Raw genomic sequence first — 20,545 nt, 5'->3', positions numbered from 1 at the left:
AAGCAACCCGTACCAGTATCGGTCGTTGTGGTGCACGGTGATTCGCCGGCTGTCCGGACGCCAAATCACGACGCGCTTTTCCTGTCCCCGCCACGTCTTTTGAAGCCGCGCCTCTAGCTTTTCTTGCGCAAAGACCTTTTCTATCGTCGAATCGATCAGGTTCAACATGCGCCCTCTCCTACATCCCGCGATATCGGATCACCTTTTTGGTTTTGTTGCACCGGGAACATAGGTCTATGCGTCGGTCAAACCCGGCGGCTTTAGCAAGTTCATTGGTCTTGTGATTTGCATGTTGCCGGACGGACAGCTTGAGGTCCTCTGTAATGCAGTCATCGCAGATTGCTGCCGGCGCGCGGCACCTTACGAGATTACTAACGTCCTCCAAAACGGTCATACCAATCTGCCTTCCCGCGCGGCATATGCTTTAGCGCTCTATCAGCCCCATTAGGATGGCTTTGGCGCGTATCGAGACTTCCATGTAGTGCTGCGCCGCCTTGATGGACCTATACCGCCCCGGATCATTTTGAGCGATGTTGGGATCAGATAGCAGACGCTGGAGCCGCAGCCGGCGCCATGCCTGTATGCGACGGAAGCGCGGGAGGATGGCCGGATCTATCCTATCGGTCCTTTGAAGCTTTCTCGCCATGATTGTGAGAGCTTAACGCAACTCGTCGGGACTATGGAAGGCCGTTCGGTGATCTTACGGACGCGATAGCGCACTGGTCCCCGGGGCCTTGCCGAGAGAAGCGATGGGCGCAACCTCGGCATCGCCCAGCTTGACACCCAATTCATCCGTCGGTGGCGACCTAAAGCAAGCCGGTCCCGCAGGGATACCATGAACTCTCGCTCCACTTCGGCTGAAGTGCTTATCTGCGCTGCTGCTCTGATGGAAAGATCATCAGAAGCTACCGGCACAATGCTGCTATCGCTCCAAGCGGTGTCAGGCATGAAAGCGGAGAGCCATAGAGAAGGTCAGGAATTCATCACCTCAACAAGTACGTTCGCGAATCGGCGGCCGCGCTTACCGCCGACGCTGTTGCTGAACGAGCGAAGCATCTCCTAGACCATCTTGGGGCGAAGGGGTTTGGCGCAAAACCGAGGGATATTACGGCGTCACCTTTTTGCCGTCCGACACGCCTCAGTGGAGATCGGAGAAAACGAGCGTGTAGGTGAAGCTCTGCCTCAGAAAGGCTGCACCGCCAAGGTGGCGATGCTAAACTGCCCAACGTATAGGAGCAGCTGGAAAGGCAGGGTGAGCTGATCTTGATATTCGAGGGCGCGGTCGATCCGATCACCGCAGTGATCGGGGGCGCTAAACACTAACGTCTGATCTCATTCGGAGGTGTCCGGTTGATAACAAGTCTGTCCGAACGCCCAGCGCTACAAGTAGTCAGCCTGACAGTCGTGAAGGCTGTGATCTTCATTCTCTTCATCCTGTGATGATGAACGGCGCGGCTTCGCCCGAGCCCCACCTGGACGCGCAGTGTAGGGCGAGCAAACCGACCGGCAGAGCCAGACATAAAGTCTTACGCATTGCCGCGTAAACGATGTTGCGGTCGACACTCTGGAAAGCCAACCGCGATCACTGGCATGGATTCTGCAGACCACAAACAGCATGGAAGCGACATCACAACGTCGGCTGTTTGATGTTCGTTCGAATGGTGCGCACGTCGTGTTCGTGAGGTGATATGCGATCTGGAGTTTTCGTTTGGGGCGCGGCAATTGCACTTGCCGCACGCGGTGTCGCTCATTCTGCGGATCTCGATCCGGTGGCGAGGCTCCCGCCTGCACTGTGGAGCTGGACCGGAGGGTACATTGGCGTGCACGGCGGCGGAGGTTATGGCCGGACATCCTTCAGTGATCCCTACGGCCCATCAATCTATGGTGACATCGTCAGCACCCCCGTATTCTTGGCCGGAGGCCAGGTCGGCTACAACTGGCAAACGGATAGGTGGATTTTCGGCACCGAACTCGATGCGAGCCATGCTGTCTCCGATGGCACAAACAGCTGTCTTGCCTTCTCGGGCGCTGTTGTGATCGCTACTTGCAAGGCAGGTCCAAACGCCTTTGTCACAGGGACTGCCCGTATGGGTTACGCCTTCGGCCTAACAGGCCAAACGCTGGGCTACATCAAGGCAGGCATGGCCTGGCAACACAACCGAGGCAACATCGCCAACAACAACGAATTCGAGGGGCGCTTTGCTGGCTTCCCGCAGCATACAACGCGGTTCGATTATAGTCGCTTCGGCTGGACCGTCGGAGTCGGCCTTGAGCAAGCGCTTACATCTGCTTGGTCTGTCAAATTCGAGTACGACTACATGAGCTTCGATGGAACGCGTCTGGCGACCCCGCCGACGGCGCAGTTCCCGCCCCCTGCCATCATTGCCCCCAGCATAACCAGCTTGTCCAGCAACTATCACATCGGAAAGATCGGATTGAATTACCGTTTCGGCGGCGAGGCGAGCGGGGCGGAATGGTTCGATGCATCGGTCTATCCGGGACGAGCGGCCGCCAAAATGAAGCCTGTTTTCGATACGAGCGACTGGTCGTTCGAAGGGGGCTCGCGGGTCTGGCTCAGCAGAGGCACATTCCAGTGGGACTACACGAATCCGCCGCCGATACCCGGAGATAGCGGCATTCCCAATTCAAGGCTCACCTATCACGGCTTGGACGGCATTTCCGGCGAGCTCTTCGCACGTCTGGATAGTCCTTGGGGGATATTCCTGAAAGGCAACATTGGCATCGGACGCTTCAACAACGGAAGGATGAACGACGAGGACTCGAGCATCGGCAACACGGCCTATAGCAACACTCTGTCAGATCAGGCCAACGGACGGTTCATGTACTACACCGCCGATGTCGGTTACGATTTTATGCGCGGTAGCACCTACAAGCTGGGCGCTTTTATCGGCGGCACTTACTTCGGCCAAAAGTCGGATTCGATCGGATGCGTGCAGACAGCCTCTCCGTACGGGGCATGCGGGGTTCCGGTCCAGCAAATCATCGGCAGTCAAGATGCCAATTGGGATGCGTTGCGCGTCGGCCTTAACGCCGAGACTAAGCTGTTTGAGGACTGGCGCGTGAGCGCAGATGTTGCTTACCTGCCATGGACCGACTTTAACGGTCGCGATAACCATCTCCTCCGTCCTGAAACAACTTTCTACCATCAGCGCGGGCAAGGTGGTGGGGGCGTACAGATCGAAGGAACGCTGTCGTACTTCCTCAGCAGAAACTTCAGTATCGGCGTCGGCGCTCGGTACTGGGCAATGTGGACCAAGAACGACAGCGATGTCATGTTCAACTGCAGTGGCTGCAGCGGCCGAGGCACGCTCGTCCAGATCCCTGCACTCGCGAAGTACAGCATGGAGCGATGGGGCACCTTCCTAGAGGCGTCCTACAAGTTTGAGTGAATCGGTCTGCAAGCGCGGTTGCGCCCCATAAGTCTTCTAGACAATCTAATCGATGACACGATGAAAGCCTGCAACGCGTTGGCTGCGCCGCAACTGCCTCAGGGCGAACCGCGCACGGAGGGCCGTTGTCGAGCTTCGAGCAGCCTTCATGCCTTCTTTTTGTGGAAGAATGAATCCAGATGAACCGTCGGCAGCCAATGCAAAAGCAAAGATGGTTCTCGTACCTTTGTAGCTCCGCAATCATCTTCTCTTCGCCTTCGCCCGCATTGGCAGCCGATGTACGGCGGGCCAGTCTGCAAATGACGGACTGCGCGCCAGTGAAGAACGACAAGCAAGGCTTGTTGTTCTTCGACAAAGCGGCCGCAGCCCAAAGGACAGCTCGCCTTCTCAGGAAATTGGGGACAGCTCACCTTAAAGAGATCGTTGCCAGTCCCAGTCAGACCGCCCTCAACCTCGATGTCGCCCTTGAACCGTTCGTTGGTAGGCTAGTCGAGATCCGAAACGTGAGATGCCTCTACTCGACTGATGGCTACCGCTGCATTGCACATCGGCGCGAAATAGCTCCTGTTGTTTTCACCCAGGCTGTCGAACCAGCGGCAGAACAGGAAAGCCTGAAAACGGACTGCGCCCTGCTCGACAGGGTCCTGTCTGCCGCCTGCAAAAGGAATATTCGGATAGTCACGACCGACTACAGGGGAGATCTCTCGCGCGATTCTGCAAAGGGCCTCGTCCTGAAGGTGCCGAAAATTGAAATCATAGCGGCGTCACTACCGAAGCGATAGCTGAAAGTAGAAGAGGTCCTGGTCAGGACGCTTTCCGCCTGTGGGGAGCGGGTCGCTGCCGGCCCGGAATGAGCCGGAGTCGAGGATCCTGGGCACTATCCATTCTGCGCAGGGCTTGCAAGAAGCTCGACGCGCCGAGACTTACTAATGCGCATTCATTGACTCTGGAGCGAATGCTCCGGTCTCCCTTGCAGAACCAGGATCACCAATCCGCGCCATGCCTGCATTGAAAGTGCATTCGCCCTTGCCGTTACAGGCTGCTGCGAGCGCAGCCGTGGCGTTGCCGCGCGCCGAGATCCAGCGGCAGTTGCCGCCATACGTGGCAGAAACGACCGAAATATTAGATCGCGGAACGGTAGCCCCGGCCGCATTCCGCACCGCATACGCGGCCGCCGCACTGACGAGAGCGGCAAGGCCAACACTTCCCAATCGCACGAGGCGCCTGCGCTGTCCCGGCGAGGCCGCCTGATAGCAGCTGCGAATTCGCCTTCGGGCCGGCACCTCGAAGCCGAAATGCAGCAGGATCGCGACGCAGGTGGACAGAGTAAGAGCAAGAGCGAGCGCGACGAGATGGCCAAGCAGCTGGGTCGCGGTTTCCCAGCGTACTACCGGAAAACGCCGGTAGATGGTGATGTGTACAAGATAAAGGGCAAAGCTGGCCTCTCCGAAGAAGACAAGCCACCTTGCCGACAACAATCGTCCCACACTGCTGACGGGCTGAGCCGCCGCGACAAGGATGAGCGCAACCGGCGCTGCCAGGGCGATATTGTTGCGTGCAAGATCGAACAGGCTCATGGTCGCCCCAAATGGCGGCTTGTGGGCGGTAAACCAGAACACCCAGCCTATCGCGCTGACACCAACAATTGCGGCGATGTCGAGCAGAGCGCGAGATGGTCTGAAATCCTGTCCCGACCACACTTCATGGAGCTTCGCCAAACAACAGCCGAGGACGAATTCCCATACCCTGCAAAACGGCGAAAAGTAGACGATCCACAGGATGAGCGTGTTCTTCCAGTTCGGCAGAACCGCCTCCGTCCCATAGGCATGAAGCGCAAAAAGATTGATGCGGCCCTGCAGCAGGAGCACGACAAGGTCGATGCCGAGCTCGATTGTGACTGCTCCAATCGCGCACAAGATCGCGGCAGACACGGTTCTGATCCGCGCAAGTAACGGGCAAACGAGCGGAAAAAAGAGATAGAAGAACCATTCAGTGCTCACTGACCAGGAGACGATGCCGATCTCTTCGTACTGCCAGACGGGTGCAACACCGGCGACATTTGCGAAGAACCACGTTTGAATCATCCCGAGTTGAAACGGGACGATTTGCCACGAAAATCCCTCAGCGGCCGCCTCAGTTCCGAGAAACCAAGGCCAGACCATCGGTCCGGTCAGTAATTCTACGAGAAAGAGAACAACAAACAGCGGATAGATTCGCGCTATGCGTGCGACGAGAAAGTCCGGGATCGCTTTCCGCGGGCTGCTCACGATCGAGCTGCCATAGTTATACTGAATGACGAAACCACTCAGCGTGAAGAAGACGGACATTCCGAACACGCCCAGTGTCCCGATGCTGATATCGAGTGCGAGACTGGGTCCCTGCAGGAACACGCTGCCGCCGTGAGACAAGGCCACCGCTGCTGCCGCGACAAACCGGATACCGGTCAGCGCGGGTATCTGCTTAGCCATCGATGTCGCTCGTCATTTGCGAATGCGGTACAAATCCTGGCGATCGATGGCACAGGCAGGCAGCTGGGGAGAGAGCGCAATAGAGGTAAGGAGTGCCGGTCGCATCGCGCGAGCGTGCCAAGCGATCAGCCAGCCTCCTTCGGTAGCTCAGATCCTGATCAGAGCGCTCGCGCACCTTACTGGGAAGCCGACTGGCGCTGAAACTCTGACTTCTGGTGGGGCTGTTCGGATTCGAGGCCCATATTTGGCGCTAACCGGCCCTGCCAGGCGCGTCCCTGGACCAGTCACCACATGCTCACTGAACTGCGCATTCCGCCCCGACCGCTTCCCGAATGGAGGGCCGTGGCCAGCCAACTTGCTCGCTATACGAGGCGGAGGTTCGGGCGCCACAGGTCTTCGCTGCAAGTCCACGTCAGAGCGGAGCAAGAGACTGGCATTGGCGACACACGATTAATCCCAGCCTCCAGTCACAACGGGACCAAACGACAGATCGGGTCCTTTGGTAGCGCCAATCTGCGCGCGCTTTCATTTTTTTTGACAGCGACTGTCAACGAATCTCGCTGCGGATCGGCGCAGCAATTCATTATTCTTTTCCTGCACGACTGGCTGCGCTTTCGCTTGGTCCTCGTGCCAGAGAAGGAAAGGAAAACGCGATGAGAAAGAAGATCGCTGAGATCAAGACCACGATCCGCACCACCACTCCGTACACGGGTACGCTCTAGGCTGGTGCGACGGATGCCTTGAATGCATCTACCTGATGAAAGCATAGCGGCATCGGAGGGTGGTCCTATCGACCACCCTCCTTTGTGACAGGTTTCGGGAGAGTATAATGGTCGATTTGATCCAGCAGCGCGTGCTTCCAGCGATATCATCATCTGTCGAGCTCAGTCCAATCACGATTTTGAAGGTAGAAGCGGGCATGGCTCCGGTGCCGACGATCAAATCGGCCCTCGCGAGCTCCAATTCCAACTTCTCCATCACCGACGGCGACTGGCGGACCGGCGGCTGTCTTGCCGGGCTGCAAGCGCTCATCGACGTGGAACTGAGGTGGGCGAAGGAAAATAGGCACGAACTGATTGAGGAGGCGCAACAATCCTTGAAGCGGCTATTCCCCCTCCTGGTCAGCGACGCCTTTACCGTGCCGAAGGATCTCACCAATACTTCGAGCAAGGAGGAGCGTACCCGGTTCTACCATCATGAATATCAAAACAAGCTCCTGGTCGGACTAGCCGAATTCCTGATCAAGTGTGCCAAACAGCTCAACGAGCGTCACATCATCGTCATCGACCGGGCGGCGGCCCTGTCCGGCTCGGCCAAGAATCTGATCAAACTACTCGTCAGGCTGGACGACAATGCGCGGCTGTTTCGGTTTGTCCTGATCGATTACGAACAACGCCTCTATCTTCCGGAGGCCAGCGAAGTTCATTTCGGCAGATATAGCTCGCAAGAGCTGGGCACGATCCTTGATCGGGACCAGCCTGCCGAGAAACGACGGCAGATCTATGAGACAAGCGGCGGCAATCCGTTGATTGCGGAGGCTTTGAGCAAATGCGCGGCAGCAGGATTGCCGGTCGTCGGCTATCTCGATTCGACCGCGACCGTGGATCTCTATCTGGCGAGCCTCAACACCGGGGAACGGCATAGCCTTCTCAAATCGTACATTGAATCCGATTGCACGACGCCTGATCTGATCGCGCAACGAAACTATGCAATTTTTGAGTACGCGACAGCGGACCATCTGCACGAGCAGTTGCACCGCGCTCGCCTGGACCGCTATTTGGCCGGCGAGGCGCCACTCGTGATGCTTCATGCGCTATCGATACGGGACAAATTCAAGCGTCTGGAACTACTTGCAGAGCCGAGTCAGATCCTTCAAAGCATCGGCCTGTATGATCTCTGGTTTAGCTACTTCGGCGAACTTGTCGCCGATCCTGCGCTTCGCACCTACGGCTCGGGAGATGCTCCAGTGAACGCCGCCTTCATCAACGCGGCTTTTGTGCTGTATTCGCTTGGCTGCGGGCGGGTGTCGGTTCCCTATCTGGATGAATTCTACAAAACCTTCCCAAAGAGCCGATACACGCCGACGGTTCTCTACGCTCAATCAATGACGTATGGACGCTATCAGCAGCCGGTCAACCTCACGGTGGCCGAAGAATATGCCGTGCGAAACCTGGAAGTTATCGAGCGTGATTTCAAGAATCATGACAAGTACGATTACATCAAGGTGTTTGCAGAGAACGCCTATGCCTACATCAAGGCCAAGCAGGAGAAGTATCAGGAAGCCCTCGCCCTTTGCGCGGAAGGCCTTGGCAAGATGCTAAAGGCGTATGGCGACGAGCGCTTCAGGCTTCACCAGTCGATTCTGATCTACAACACCAGCCAGGTCTATGAACTCGTCGACGAGCTTCCCCGGGCCGAGAAGCAGTTGCGTGAGGCCATTGCCTACGATCCCTATTATGGAGAGTATCACAATGACATGGGTAACCTGCTTTCGAAAGTAGCCGGAAGGGACGCTGAGGCTCTCGAGGCCTATGCACGTGCCATCGAGCTTTGCCCACCCTATTACGAAGCTCATCTGAACAGGGCCGCCCTTCGCAACAGAATGGGAGATGCGGCGGGCGCCCTGGCCGATCTCGACAGAACACTCGTCATCAAGCCGAATGAATGGCGAGCTCACTTCGAGAAGGGTAACATCTTGCTGCGGCAAGATCGGCCGAACGCTGCTCTGGAGTCCTATCTGGCGGCGGCCGAGATCAATCCCAACAATCCCGATTTGCAGAGCAATCTCGGCCTTGCCTATTCCGAGCTTGGCAAGGCGAACGAGAGCATCGCGCACTATCTTCGGGCCCTTGAGCTCAACCCTCGGCATGCGCCGACGCACAACAATCTCGCCATCGAGTACTTCAACGAGGGCCGGCCGGATATATCGCTAAACCACGCCACGGTCGCCGTCGAGATTGGGGGAGATCCAGATTACCTCCTCACCCGTGAGCACATCCAGAAAAGTCTGCAAGCTGACCAGGCTTCGCGGCGGGAGCGAGCTTCTGTTTCTTCCGCAAAGCCAAGATGAGCTCGCGGCTCATGGCAGTCTTGCTATCGAATCCGGGCGGCGCGCAACAGGAATCGCCAAGGAAATGGGTGCTGCACTGGAAGATTCGACGGGGTCTCGCGAACGTTGTTGCGGCAAGCGCTGCAAGTGAGGCTAGCCGGCAAGGGGAATGCGTTGGCCGGCATTTTCTGGCGAATGATTGAACTCCGCGAGCAGTTGACAGGTAAGTATGATGCCTTTTGCCAAGTCGTCCCATTGCGAGAGGCTTTGTCATCCGCTTGTGGGCTCAGGCTCATCGCACCGATTTCACCTCACTAGACCAATGCCACCCATCTTCGGGTTTGTGTCAAGGGATATCCACTCGACGATGCTCGACGAGCCAGGTCAACAATGAGTGGGGCGGGCACACGGCAGTTCGTCTATCTCTCGCATTTGATCATCCAGATCGGCGGCTGGGCGTTCCGGATCGGTATCCTGATCGGCCTTCTGCAATCCGGCACGAGCGCCGCGGGTATAGGCATTGCGGTCACTTTTGCGCCTATCATGCTGGGGAGCCTCTTGCTGTCGCCGCTGGTCGACAGAGGCGACCCGATCTCAGCCATGATGATCGTCAATTCTGTTCGCATATGCGCGCTGCTCGCCATCTTCGGTACCGGCGAAGCCGATTCATTTCTGAGCTATGCCGCGATGGCCGTCCTGAGCCTGGTCCAGCCCGTCTACCTATCTGCGGAAGTTTCCTTCTTCCGTCGTATTACGTCGGAAGACGGCATGATCTCGGTTCTGCGCAACATCGCCAATATCGACTGGCTCACCTATCTCTTGGGAATGTTTGCAGGTGCCATGCTGTCCGATCAATTGCACCTGCCCGGCGTTTTGGTCTTCAACATATCGGCGATCATATTCTCCTTGATCGTGCTCCTTGGCATCAAGCAGCAGTTCAGAAGGACACCGGCAGTCCTTGAGGCGCGGCCTTCAGGTACCATCCTGGACCTGGCACCACTCTATCCCGCATTCCTTGCTGTCTTTCTGCTCAATCTCGGCGCCGGCATCATCAATGTCTATCCCGCGATACGTGCCACAGCTGACGGGGTTCTCGACAAGAGCGTGTTACTGACGATCGTCATGAGCAACGGTGTTTTCGCCTTGCTGGGCGCGCTAACCGTCAAGCCGATTTTCGAGCTGTTGGGCGCCTTGCCAACCATCGCGGGGGCCGCAGTGCTGCTTGCGGCGTGCCTTGCAATGATGTCACTCGATGCAGGTCTGTCTGTGGCAATCGCGTCCAGCAGCGTGATGCTTGGCTTTGGCCAAATATTTGCGGCTGCCGCTCACGCGCACATGGTCTCTTCGGTGGCTCCCGACCGGGCCGGTCGCCTTTCGGGGCTATTTCAAGGTTGCACCTATAGCGGCGTTGCGGGAAATGGCATTGCTTTGTCCCTTTTGGGTGATCGTCTTTCCTTCGCCATGGTCGTCCTCCTATGCGCCGCGAGCGCCTTTGTTGCTTTTGCGGTCGCGGCCGTTGCCGTGGTCACATCACGCGGCTCTCAAGCTTCACGTCCTGGCGATCACTAGATCAGGTGTCCAGACCATGCCATGGGATCAGCTGTTCCTTTTAGAACGTCCCTTTGCAGATCCGGCCCTTCCAGGACGGGAATTCTATTGCTGGCACTGCTTGCTGCTGGACGGGTTGCTGTCCGCATTTCCAGGCTGCGCTGCGAGGCTCGACGTCCGTCGAATTTCCTGGGCGAGGCCACGAGCCGCCCTCATCGAGAGGCTTGGGCAGGATCATCAGTCCGCGCCAGTTCTGATTTTAGAGAAAGGAAGCTCTTTACCAGAGAATGCGAAGCACACGAACGGCCTCGCCTATGTCGACGAACCATTTGCAATTCTTCATCTTCTAGCCGCGCGCCACGGATTTCCAGAGCCTTACCCTCGAACAGTCCGCACCTTGTAGGCCCATGATGGCCGTTAACGACTTGATGCCAGCAGGGGCCTATCCGGAAGCTTCGATTGAGCGGCTTGCTTGATCTGCCGAGTTGGGGCCTCGAAGGGCGATGGCTGTTGATCCCGGCTCAGTATTTCTGACAGCGCCCAGCGCTCAAACTGTTTGACAGCCGCGTTATTTCGCGCTTGCTCATTGACAAACATGTAGATTGAGCGGTTGACCGGCACAAAGCCAAATGGAGCTACAAGCTCTCCTTTCTCAAGGTTGCTTCTGACCAGGATTTGCGAGGCTATCGCGGCTCCCAGCCCACTTTTTGCCGCCTCCATCGCCAGGGAAAATGTATCGAACACGACCTTGCGAGATCCCTGCAAGCATATTGCAGCTGCGCTGGCCCATTCGCTCCAGGCGTCCAGCCTCTCGGCCTCGTGCAACAGAGAGATAGATCGAATATCTTTCGGGTTCTTGATCGCCTCGAGGGTGGCAGGCGCACAGACGGGGCCAATCATCTCATTTGAAGCGTGCGCCTCGCGGACAGGAAGCGGCCACTTCAGCCGGCCGCCGACAAACAATACGTCCAACGCGCCAACAGCGAGCGCGTCAAGATCGCCTTCGGTTTCAAAGAGAAGGTCAACGTCCTGATGGAGTTGGCGGAACCGACCTATACGGGGTAACAGGCCGTGCGACAAAAAAGTGGCCGAACACCCGACCACCACGGAACGTCCCGCATGGCGCCTTCGTAGCTCATAGCATCCTTTCTCGAGCATCGTGAACGCGCTCGCACAGCTGCGCTTGAGCTGTTCGCCGTCGGATGTCAGCCGCACGCCCGAACTGTGCCGAATGAATAGCCTCCTGCCGAACCAATCCTCAAGAAGGCGCATCTGGTAGCTTACCGCGCCGGTCGTCATGTTTAGCCGCTCGGCCGCCCTCGAGAAGCTTGGAAACTCGCTGACCGCCTCAAACAGATGGAGACTTTTCAGGATCGGTAACTTGCGCATCTTTCTTTCCTGCCTCTGGCTTCGATAGCCGCCGTGCAGCCGTGCTGTGTGCTCCGCCTTTTTCTCCAGCACGACAACCGCCGTCACTGACTGCCGGAGCCGCGCACGACTGGGACCTCTTTCGGGATCGGCCTGTGCCGGAGAACTCAACGGACCTCGCTCCCTGCCCGGTCGGATCTCGATCCCGAACCACAGCTCGCTTCGATATCCATTCGGATACAGCGTTCATTGCGGCACGATTTGTCCAGAAGCCGGAGCCGAGCTTGACGTGGAAATGGCAACTCATGAGCAAGTCCGCCTCCGCAATGCTTCGACACTCGCCGGCGAGGCGCCTGGCCAGCCATCTTGCACGACGAACTGAAAGTTGAGGGAGAATCGAACACCCATGGCGGCGTGTGAACTGCTTCGGTTGCCCCCTTGAATCCGTAGCGGCTTACCCGTCGATTGGCTGTTCAGTGTATTTCGTCCCATCCCAGCTTGATGAATTCAGTCGGTTCTTCAGAACAAAGCCGCCTCGATGCATAGGTGTATTCAAGGGCCAGTCGACGCGCCACTTCGATGAAATTGGCCGCAGCGCTGTGTCCCCCATCGATGTTCTCGTAGTAGAAGTAGGGCTGGCCGAGGGCAGCGAGCTTTGCTGCAGCCTTGCGGCCGTGCGCGGGATGCACGCGATCGTCCTTGGTGGAGGTGAGAATCAAAGGAGCGGGGTAGGTCTTGCCCGGTATCAGCTTCTGATAGGGCGAGTAGGCCTCGATCCACGCGCGCTGCTCGGCGATAGCGGGATCGCCGTACTCGCCGATCCAGGAGGCGCCTGCGCCCAATTTGGTGTATCGAAGCATGTCAAACAGCGGCACCTGGATGATCGCCGCGTTGAAGAGCTCGGGGCGCTGGGTGATTGCGGCGCCGACGAGTAGCCCGCCCTGGCTGCCGCCTATCACTCCTAGACGCCGCGGACTTGTGATCTTGCGGCGGATCAGGTCCTCGGCAACGGCGATGAAATCATCCCACGTCGTCTGCTTCGTTGCCCCCTGGGCTGCTTGATGCCACTGGGGGCCAAACTCGCCGCCCCCACGCAGATTTGCAACGACATAGGCATTGCCCTGTTCGAGCCAGAGCCGTCCCACGGGTCCGAGATAGGAGGGCAGAAGCGAAGCCTGGAACCCGCCATAACCATAAAGAAGTGTCGGAGTGGCGCCGTCAAACCTTGCGTTCTTCGGTCGCACCAGAGAATAGGGAATTGACGTGCCGTCACGCGAAGTCGCCTCGAACTGCTCTACGACATGATTGGACGCATCAAAGGCGGTGGGGGTCGTCTTTAATTCCTCAAGTTCTTGAGTTTCGGCATCAAAATACCAGACTGACGTTGGCTTGAGATAGCTTGAGACGGCGAACATCGCCTGATCCGCGTCATCCGAGGTGGCCGATACGCTGACATTCGTATGTTCCGGCAGTGGGATCGGCGTCGCCGACCAGGCTCCTTGGTCGTACTTGTAAACGAACGCTTTGCTTTGAACGTTGTCCAGGATCGTCAGGATCAACAGGTTCTTTGTGAAGCTTAGCCCGCTCAGGGCCTGGCGCGGCCCAGGCTGGAAGACGAGCGAGGCTTTGGCGCGCAGCGGATCCTGTTTCCATTCGCTCAGGTCATACGAAATCAGCGAGCCGGCACTGAAGCTGACATCACCGGACGGCGTCCACTCCTCATCAAGCTTCACAAGCAGACGGTCACTTATGAGGCCTGTGATGGAGGCCTTCTTCGGCAGATTGAGCCTGACGGGCCCGTCGGGCCGGAAAACCACATGCTCATGCTCGAAAGAGCTGATCACGCGGATGGCGCCGGTCGCATGAATATGACCTTCACTGTCACGAAGTACGAGGGGCTGCGTCACAACATCGCCAGCCTCGCCCCGAAAGATCTCGCGAGCTTCGCCGAGCGGCTGACCGCGCTTGAGCTCCTTCACCACAAAGGGGTAGCCGGCCGGCGTCAAAGAGCCCTCGCCCCAGTCCCGTGCAACAAGCAGGGTGTCACGATCGATCCAGCTGACGTACTGCTTGCCCTCCGGAAGATAAAAGCCTTCCGCAACGAAGGCCTTGGCCTCGCAGTCGAACTCGCGTACGGACTCGGCATCCTTGCCGCCATCGGAAAGACTGATCAGGCAGAGCCGCTCATCCGGCGGAAGGCAGTCGCCACCGTGAAAGACCCAATTCCTGTTCTCGGCGACAGCCAGGGCGTCCACGTCGAGGATGGTTTCCCACTGTGGATCCTGGCTACGATAGCTCTCCAGCGTGGTGCGCCGCCAGATGCCGCGCACCTGCTTCTCGTCTTTCCAGAAATTCTCCAACCCGCGCCGTCCGAGCGAAACGTATGGAATTCGATCCTTGGCTTGCAAGATGGTGAGCGCCTGCTCGTAGAAACGTTGATAGCGGGGGTCTGATTGGAGCACCCCGAGCGTCTTCTCGTTCTCGGCGCGGACCCAAGCCAATGCGTCTGACCCTTCGATCTCCTCAAGCCAGAGGAATGCATCATCGGGCGCCGCCATAGTTGTTCGCTCCTCCGAAAGCGCCGTGGAGGAGGCAATCGAAAGCAGCGCTGTGGAGAGGACTGATGTGTTCATGGACTTGCTCCGGCTGAGGTCGAGGGCCACGCTGGCTCGGTACGTCAAGCAGGAGATGTGGAAAGTACGCAACGCATGACATGGCTCGGCTCGCGCTACCGCCTCGTGGACCATCCATTGCAAGCTGCGTGCCGGCTCAAGAGCCGCAAGTTTCAGCCGCTCAGGGCTGCACGAGATGTCCGCTTGCCGACACTGGTTGCCAAGCAGACGCTGAAGTCTCGGCGGCGCCGAGCTCTCAGCACTGCCATTATTATCGGATCTTCACCAGCCAGGAACGGAACACAGACGCGTTGCCTGCCCGCAATCGTAACGCTTAACTCCACATATGAGGTAAGTTCTTCCGGGCTGGTCGCCGGGCAGATTTGTCGACTGGGGTCGTGGCGACAAAGAACAGTGCGTTGATCAGCAGCCAGCTCGCGATCAAGCTAAGGGCTGCGTGCATGGCGATCTCCGATTCCTGACTGCCCATCTGCCGAGACGTTCCGCTCATCTTGCGGGCGGCTGCGGGGCCCGCAAGAACTGTCTCAGCCGCCAAATCTATATTGTGCCTCTGTCCTGTTACAGAAGCCCGTCATTCGCCGTGCTGTTCCGCTCGCCCGGTCAATCCTCCCCGGCACCAGGCTCTTGTTCGGGACGAACACCAATCGGAGCTGTGTCCACCGGCAGATTCCAGAGTCTGTCCTGGGTATGTATCAGTGAGGCCTCTAACGCCTCATAGGCCTTCTTCTCGTCTTCAAAGGCCGCCTCCTTCAAGGCGGCATCCGCGGGGTCGATCTCGTTATAGGTGGCCAGCGCCTCGGCGTGCCTTCGGAACAGCGGCATTTGGGCCTCGTTGGTCCAGCCGAGACCGAGACGGTGGAACTGATCAGCCGGAACGGTGGCCCGGCTTTTATCGAGCTCTCGAACGTTGTCCGCCGACCAGTCGTGAATGGTGAAAGATTCGATTTTATCCATCATCGACCGCCAGCGCGTGACACGCTCCTCGAGCGGCATGTTGGCGGCCTTCGAAATAGCGGCGGCGATCTCTTGAGGGTGGTTCGGATCCACCAACAGCGCCTCATTCTCGTTGAAATCTTCGGCCGCACCGGCAAATTTGGATAGAAGCTCACGCAGCACGATTTCGGCCTGTGCGCCCCAATAGCCGGGAAGCGCGTCTCCGACGGTCTCAATGGCCCGCGTGCCGGCCCGCATGCCATCACGTATCCACTCCGGCTTGTAAAACAGCACGGCTCCCAGAAGCACCCACGTCAGTATGGCGGTGCCGATCCTGAAAGAATGTACCTTTGCGTGATGCTTGAAACCGAGTTTCTGTGATTCGTCGCTTTTGCCCATGTTGCGTTTTCGTCAATGGTCGTGATTGGGTCGTTGGTTTTGCTCCGCGCCAGCCGCAAGCCTTAGGTCTTAACCCGCTTCCACCGACGTGCAGGGGGACGAGACATCACGCATTCGAAGCATTTGCCGGTACGCAAATTGACATACACAGCTTTGCCCAGCTTTAGTCTGGATTGGTTGAGGTTCGCTTCGATCGCGTTGCGCACTTGACGCCACGAAGACTTGGCATACGGAGCCAGGAGGATCGTCGTTTTCGTCTGTACATGGCTGATCTTGCCTCTCCTGGAAAGAGCATCCAGCATGGCAGAAGAGTCGGCTGGCGAAGGGTTGTCCCAAGTGATCAGCCACTGCCATTTGTTGACTTCAGAAATCAGCGGTCTAGCCACTTTGTTTCTCCCTTTACCCGACATGCCGTCCGCTGTGATTTGACGCCGTTTGGGGACCGAGGCTGACTTCGCCTCCGTCCCTGCTATCTTCCATCAGGACCGAGCGATGTTCTTGCCCGAAGGACACGGCCTCTTTTTCGGGGCCACATCCCGCTTACCTGCGAGCACTAACAGGGGCTCCTCATGAGACCGCGGAGCATATGAAGGCTTTATGCAGAAACGGCTGTTGCCCATTTGAGCCGCGGGCCGCCTTCATCGAAAATGTCGTTGGCGATTGTGGCGATGTCTTCCTTGGTTGGCTCCCAAAGGTTTTCTCGCTCCCACTTGTCGCGAGCCAGCTTTGGCTTGAGGTCGATGACTGTTGAACTTCCTGTTCTGCGCCGCTTCCACCTTTCAAAATCGTCGAACGTTTCCATCGCATCAACGAATTTGCTCAGTTGGGCTTCGCGGATCCCGCCGTTCCTGTCGAATTCAAGGTAGTAACCATCCAGCTTCAGGAATCGGACAGGTCTGCGCTGGCTGAGCTCAATGATTGCGTTTGCCACTTTCAGCTTGGCACCCGCAAATTGGGGCATGCGCTTTCGCTCATTGTACAGATCAGCCAGGATTCGCTGCGAGACCCGCTGGACGCCCTCGGGAGAGAAAATAAAGAAGCGAACGGATATTGACATCGGCCACCAGGAAACTTCGACACTCTCAAACCGCACTGTCGTTTAATTCTTCCGCAAGGCCCCCTAGCTGAAATACAGGTCAGCTTTCTCCACAAGAAGAATTCTTGAGTGCCGGACATTCAAGATGAGCCCGGGCCACTGACCGCGAGCCTTGCGTCGAAATCACTGGCCCGTAGCTCGGCACCAAAGGCGAACGCCGGACCGTTTCGCGGCCCGGTCTCTTCGTCGCTACTCGCCAGCGCGACCTAGCCCGGAATGTAGACGCAACCGGGATCGTCGGGTGGACAGTCACATTCTCCGATCGTCCTGGCCAAATTGATGAGCTGCGGCTTGTCCTTCACGAATTCTTTTATCGCCGTCAGGCTTTTCCGACGCACCTTGACGAACTGACCGGAATCCCTGAGATGAGCATTGAGTTCTTCACTCAGGCCAGCGTTATGTATGGCACTCATGATCTTTCCCAAGCCGTGCACACCAAAGTCGACGTGGGCTCCTCCTGCACGGGCGGGCTTTGGCGCCGCGCCGGTCCTGGCAGCTTTTCTCGCCTTCCCAACGTGCGATGGTGTGCGTTTCTTAGCTTTTTTAACTTTTGCCATGTCGGAATCTCCTACAGTGCCGGTTTGAAGATCTTTAGTGCCAGAAATTGCTGAACTGCACGAGCTGCGCCTTGCTCGGCCCTTCCGCCTGTCGCTGTGATAAGCGACCCTTCATAAATCGGGCCTCTGGCCGCCTCGAGAATCTTTCCCTCGCCCTTGTCCAGATATAGCCCCACCGTCAGCTGGTGCGTATCCTTGCGCGACAACGCAATGGGAAAGCTCACATCAGTAACCTGTAACGACGCTCCCTTCGGCGCGAAGACAATTTTAGGCGATGCGCCGCCACCTATAGTCGTGGTGAACTGAAGCTGCTGAACCATGCTCGGCGGTCCTTTCTTCACTGCCGCCACGTCCTTGTTGACCGCATCGAGATTTTCAAAAAGGCTCATCAAGGTGAATTCCTTGATCATCTTGGCGAGGCCAACCTTTCCGGCGATGGGATAGACATAATCTTCAGCTCTAGCCAAATGGTTGGTGCAATAGCTCTCGCTTGTCTTCTGAACGAGGTTTCCGAAGTTGTCGGTGATCGTAAACGACCATTCATTCTGTCTCTGCCTGTCGAAATTTCCGGTAAGGCCGAGGGTCACAAGTGATGTGATAGGCGTCGGCCGAATCAAATTCGCAGCCGGATCTATGTTGTTCGTTTCCAGGCCCGTCAGATCGTAATAGTAGGCTATCCCTGTGCTGTAGAGGAGCCTTGTCACAGTGCGGGCAAAACCGGTCACCTGAGAAGGATCGAAGGTTCTGATCGACTCGGGATTCTCGTTGTAGGCCCGCTGCAGTTCGACACCAACAGCATACGAATAGTCGTCGAGCTTGTTTTTATTCATGTTGTTGTCTGGACTTGCGAGATAACCAAGCAACGCATTGATTACGGCCTGCCGGGCTTCACAGCGGACCTGCCTCGCAATATTGGACGCTGAAATGTGCGCAACGTCATCCGTGACTGGCGCAATGGCGCACCCACTCAACACCAAAAACGCGCTAAACAAACACAGGCGATTTGCGTTCGTCTGCATGCTCATAAAATCCCCCAATATAAACTAGTCAAATAAGCTAGCGCACTCAAAATTCGTCAGTAGAAGACCGGCCTCGCGCCAAGCCTAGTCGGCAATGGCTCGCTCGCCTTATAGTGTCCAGCCTTCCGCGGCTTCAATGTCCGCGCCGGACTTCACAATACCCGGCCCTTCGGAAAATTGGACGGCTTGCTCAACGCGACGCTGCACAACCCGGACGCGAGCCTAGTCCGGATACGTCTGACCAGACAACCAGAAAGTGTCGGCGTATCCCATGTCTTCTGATTATCTGCTCCAGGGATGAATTGCTTCGCGCCTGAGGAGATCGTCTGGCCCGGCCGGATCAAAAGGACCTACGACAAATCGGCAAGCGCAGATAGTGTTTTCACAAGTCAGCAGATACTCCGTTTGGTACTAATCGTACCATTCCTCTGCCAGCCTCATCCTGAACCGAACTGTGATTTGTCGTGATGGGACCGGAACGCCAAGGAATACGCAGGCAACCAATACAAACGTGCGCTGCTCGCGCGCTCGGTGCACTTGCCGCCGGAAAGATCTCCTGCAATGGAAGAATGCCTTGCTGATGCTCGCGCGCAGGAACGGGTTGCCTGACGAAGTGAGAGTTCGGCGAGATCTCCCCGACTTTGAATAGGCGTCCACCCGTACGACTGCCTGACTCGCTGCCACGATCGATGCGCTCACAGACCTGGATAGCCCCAACTTGCTCGTTGGTTCGCACGCGGATTGCTTATCAAATTGACGGTCAGCATGCTGACCGAACAACTTACGCACCATCACACGCCATGGCTCTCTCGCTTCGTTGTCGCCGAGGGGACAATCGGGCAGATCGATTGCAGCCGCCTGGCGTCGAGCCCTTCACCGCCACCCACCGACACGTTCGTGATAGTAATCCCCGCGCTCATTGTGGCTACGCGACTTCGCCAAGCCCCACCCTTTGGAGTGCTGGTATTCAAGCAGCCGCGGCTTTCAGGCATCCTCTTTGAAGGGGCATCTGACTCGTCTATGGCAATTATGTCGAATTCGCCGTGGCGAGGACTGTCGACGACGCAAGCTCCGTTCTGAAGCCCCTCGCTGGACATCGGTGATGTTCGAAGAGACTCGTTGCGTGGCATCTGAGGATGCCCACGAAGCTGCAGCACAAGCCAAGTGTCAGTTCGTCGGCGCCCCATCAGAACACAACAGGAACATTCAAGGCCAGCAATCCTTTCCATCTCGGCCGGAGATGGTCAAAAAGCAAATCTCCACCAGAGCGGCGATTTACTGCCCTGCTCGTAAAGCGCGGATTGCGTGGATATTCGTCACATGCAGCTGCAAAGCTGCCCGATGTGCGGATCGTCCGTGACTGGAAGCGTGGACCATTTTCTTCCGAAAGAAGACTTTCCGGAATTTTCGCTGATGGCGGCGAATCTGGTGCCGGCATGCTCTCACTGCAATTCAGGCGCTAAGCGTCAGACGTACAAGGGGGCGTCCGCGGATGAGCGCTTTTTGCATCCATACTTCGACGCCCTTGCTGCCAAGCCACTTTGGCTAACGAAGATCATCGGCCCGTATTCCGCAGCGCGATTTGAGGCGGCCCCCCCCTGCCGAAGTTCAATGCAAAGGAGCGCAGCCGAATCGGCTTTCATCTGCGCAACGTTCTAGGGCCGCAGTTTCATCGAAACGCAGAGAACCTCTGGGCAAACTATCCACAGAACTTGCGAAACCAGGTAGGCAACATCGTCCCCATCCCGCGATCAGCTGTTGTCGCGGAGATAGAAAGGTCGTTGCTGAGCAGTATGGTAACTCAGGGCGAAAATAGTTGGAACGCGGCGTTCTTCAGGGGGCTTCGAGAAAATGCCGCCGCTCAAGCGCACGTAGCCCACGCCGCTCAAGGTCTCCAAGCGATGGCGATTCCTCGCATCTAGGTAAAATAAGCATCCGGGAAAAGCGGGCGACCTCGGCAAGGGCCCGTTCTCGCCGGGCAATTCGCGCCATTCGGTTGGCTCCGGCGACTTCGGTCGAGTACCAAGGCATCTCAACACTTGGCATTGGTAATGGCACAAACGTA

The 20,545-nt window shown here is 57.3% G+C and carries 15 protein-coding genes; 6 read left to right on the top strand and 9 right to left on the bottom strand.

All coding sequences use genetic code 11. The annotated features are described in order from the left end of the window. Positions 1 to 1,688: 1,688 nt before the first annotated feature. A complete protein-coding gene (locus ACVW17_RS16005; RefSeq protein WP_456797501.1) occupies positions 1,689 to 3,410 on the top strand; it encodes an outer membrane protein in 1,722 nt (573 codons plus the stop codon). A gap of 317 nt (positions 3,411 to 3,727) precedes the next feature. Further along, a complete protein-coding gene (locus ACVW17_RS16000) occupies positions 3,728 to 4,192 on the top strand; it encodes a hypothetical protein (protein WP_456797500.1) in 465 nt (154 codons plus the stop codon). 144 nt (positions 4,193 to 4,336) lie between these two features. On the opposite strand, the gene ACVW17_RS15995 is transcribed toward ACVW17_RS16000, so the two are convergent. Then, complete coding sequence (locus ACVW17_RS15995) at positions 4,337 to 5,878, bottom strand: acyltransferase family protein (protein ID WP_456797499.1); 1,542 nt, start codon at positions 5,876 to 5,878, stop codon at positions 4,337 to 4,339. Positions 5,879 to 6,707: 829 nt separating this feature from the next. Between ACVW17_RS15995 and ACVW17_RS15990 the strand changes: the two genes are divergently transcribed. From ACVW17_RS15990 to ACVW17_RS15980, 3 genes are all read left to right on the top strand, one after another. After that, positions 6,708 to 8,948, top strand: coding sequence for a tetratricopeptide repeat protein (locus ACVW17_RS15990; RefSeq protein ID WP_456797498.1), 2,241 nt, complete (start codon positions 6,708 to 6,710; stop codon positions 8,946 to 8,948). 369 nt (positions 8,949 to 9,317) lie between these two features. Next, positions 9,318 to 10,496: a hypothetical protein gene (locus ACVW17_RS15985; protein WP_456797497.1), complete on the top strand. Its 1,179-nt coding sequence runs from the start codon at positions 9,318 to 9,320 to the stop codon at positions 10,494 to 10,496. 16 nt (positions 10,497 to 10,512) lie between these two features. After that, a complete protein-coding gene (locus ACVW17_RS15980) occupies positions 10,513 to 10,878 on the top strand; it encodes a DUF3088 domain-containing protein (protein WP_456797496.1) in 366 nt (121 codons plus the stop codon). Positions 10,879 to 10,892: 14 nt separating this feature from the next. On the opposite strand, the gene ACVW17_RS15975 is transcribed toward ACVW17_RS15980, so the two are convergent. From ACVW17_RS15975 to ACVW17_RS15940, 8 genes are all read right to left on the bottom strand, one after another. Then, complete coding sequence (locus tag ACVW17_RS15975) at positions 10,893 to 11,936, bottom strand: LysR substrate-binding domain-containing protein (RefSeq protein ID WP_456797495.1); 1,044 nt, start codon at positions 11,934 to 11,936, stop codon at positions 10,893 to 10,895. Positions 11,937 to 12,316: 380 nt separating this feature from the next. Continuing rightward, positions 12,317 to 14,476 carry a prolyl oligopeptidase family serine peptidase gene (locus tag ACVW17_RS15970; protein WP_456797494.1) on the bottom strand — a complete coding sequence of 720 codons (2,160 nt, stop codon included), beginning with the start codon at positions 14,474 to 14,476 and terminating at the stop codon, positions 12,317 to 12,319. A gap of 600 nt (positions 14,477 to 15,076) precedes the next feature. Beyond that, entirely contained in the window at positions 15,077 to 15,808 is a 732-nt protein-coding gene (locus ACVW17_RS15965) for a trehalose-6-phosphate synthase (RefSeq protein WP_456797493.1), read from the bottom strand. A gap of 62 nt (positions 15,809 to 15,870) precedes the next feature. Next, positions 15,871 to 16,194 (bottom strand): hypothetical protein, encoded by a 324-nt coding sequence (locus ACVW17_RS15960; protein WP_456797492.1) that lies wholly within the window; start codon positions 16,192 to 16,194, stop codon positions 15,871 to 15,873. 209 nt (positions 16,195 to 16,403) lie between these two features. Beyond that, positions 16,404 to 16,769 carry a hypothetical protein gene (locus ACVW17_RS15955; RefSeq protein WP_456797491.1) on the bottom strand — a complete coding sequence of 122 codons (366 nt, stop codon included), beginning with the start codon at positions 16,767 to 16,769 and terminating at the stop codon, positions 16,404 to 16,406. Between the two features lie 341 nt (positions 16,770 to 17,110). Beyond that, complete coding sequence (locus tag ACVW17_RS15950; protein WP_456797490.1) at positions 17,111 to 17,461, bottom strand: hypothetical protein; 351 nt, start codon at positions 17,459 to 17,461, stop codon at positions 17,111 to 17,113. 11 nt (positions 17,462 to 17,472) lie between these two features. Continuing rightward, positions 17,473 to 18,480, bottom strand: a complete 1,008-nt coding sequence (locus ACVW17_RS15945; RefSeq protein WP_456797489.1) for a hypothetical protein — start codon at positions 18,478 to 18,480, stop codon at positions 17,473 to 17,475. A 1,186-nt stretch (positions 18,481 to 19,666) separates the two neighbouring features. Further along, complete coding sequence (locus ACVW17_RS15940; RefSeq protein WP_456799036.1) at positions 19,667 to 19,918, bottom strand: hypothetical protein; 252 nt, start codon at positions 19,916 to 19,918, stop codon at positions 19,667 to 19,669. On the opposite strand from ACVW17_RS15940, the gene ACVW17_RS15935 reads away from it, so the two are divergent. Further along, positions 19,801 to 20,139, top strand: a complete 339-nt coding sequence (locus ACVW17_RS15935; RefSeq protein WP_456797488.1) for an HNH endonuclease — start codon at positions 19,801 to 19,803, stop codon at positions 20,137 to 20,139. The genes ACVW17_RS15940 and ACVW17_RS15935 overlap by 118 nt on opposite strands. Positions 20,140 to 20,545: the final 406 nt, after the last annotated feature.

This window comes from Bradyrhizobium sp. USDA 4473, from assembly GCF_054063335.1.
This window is presented reverse-complemented; position numbering and strand designations above follow the sequence as displayed.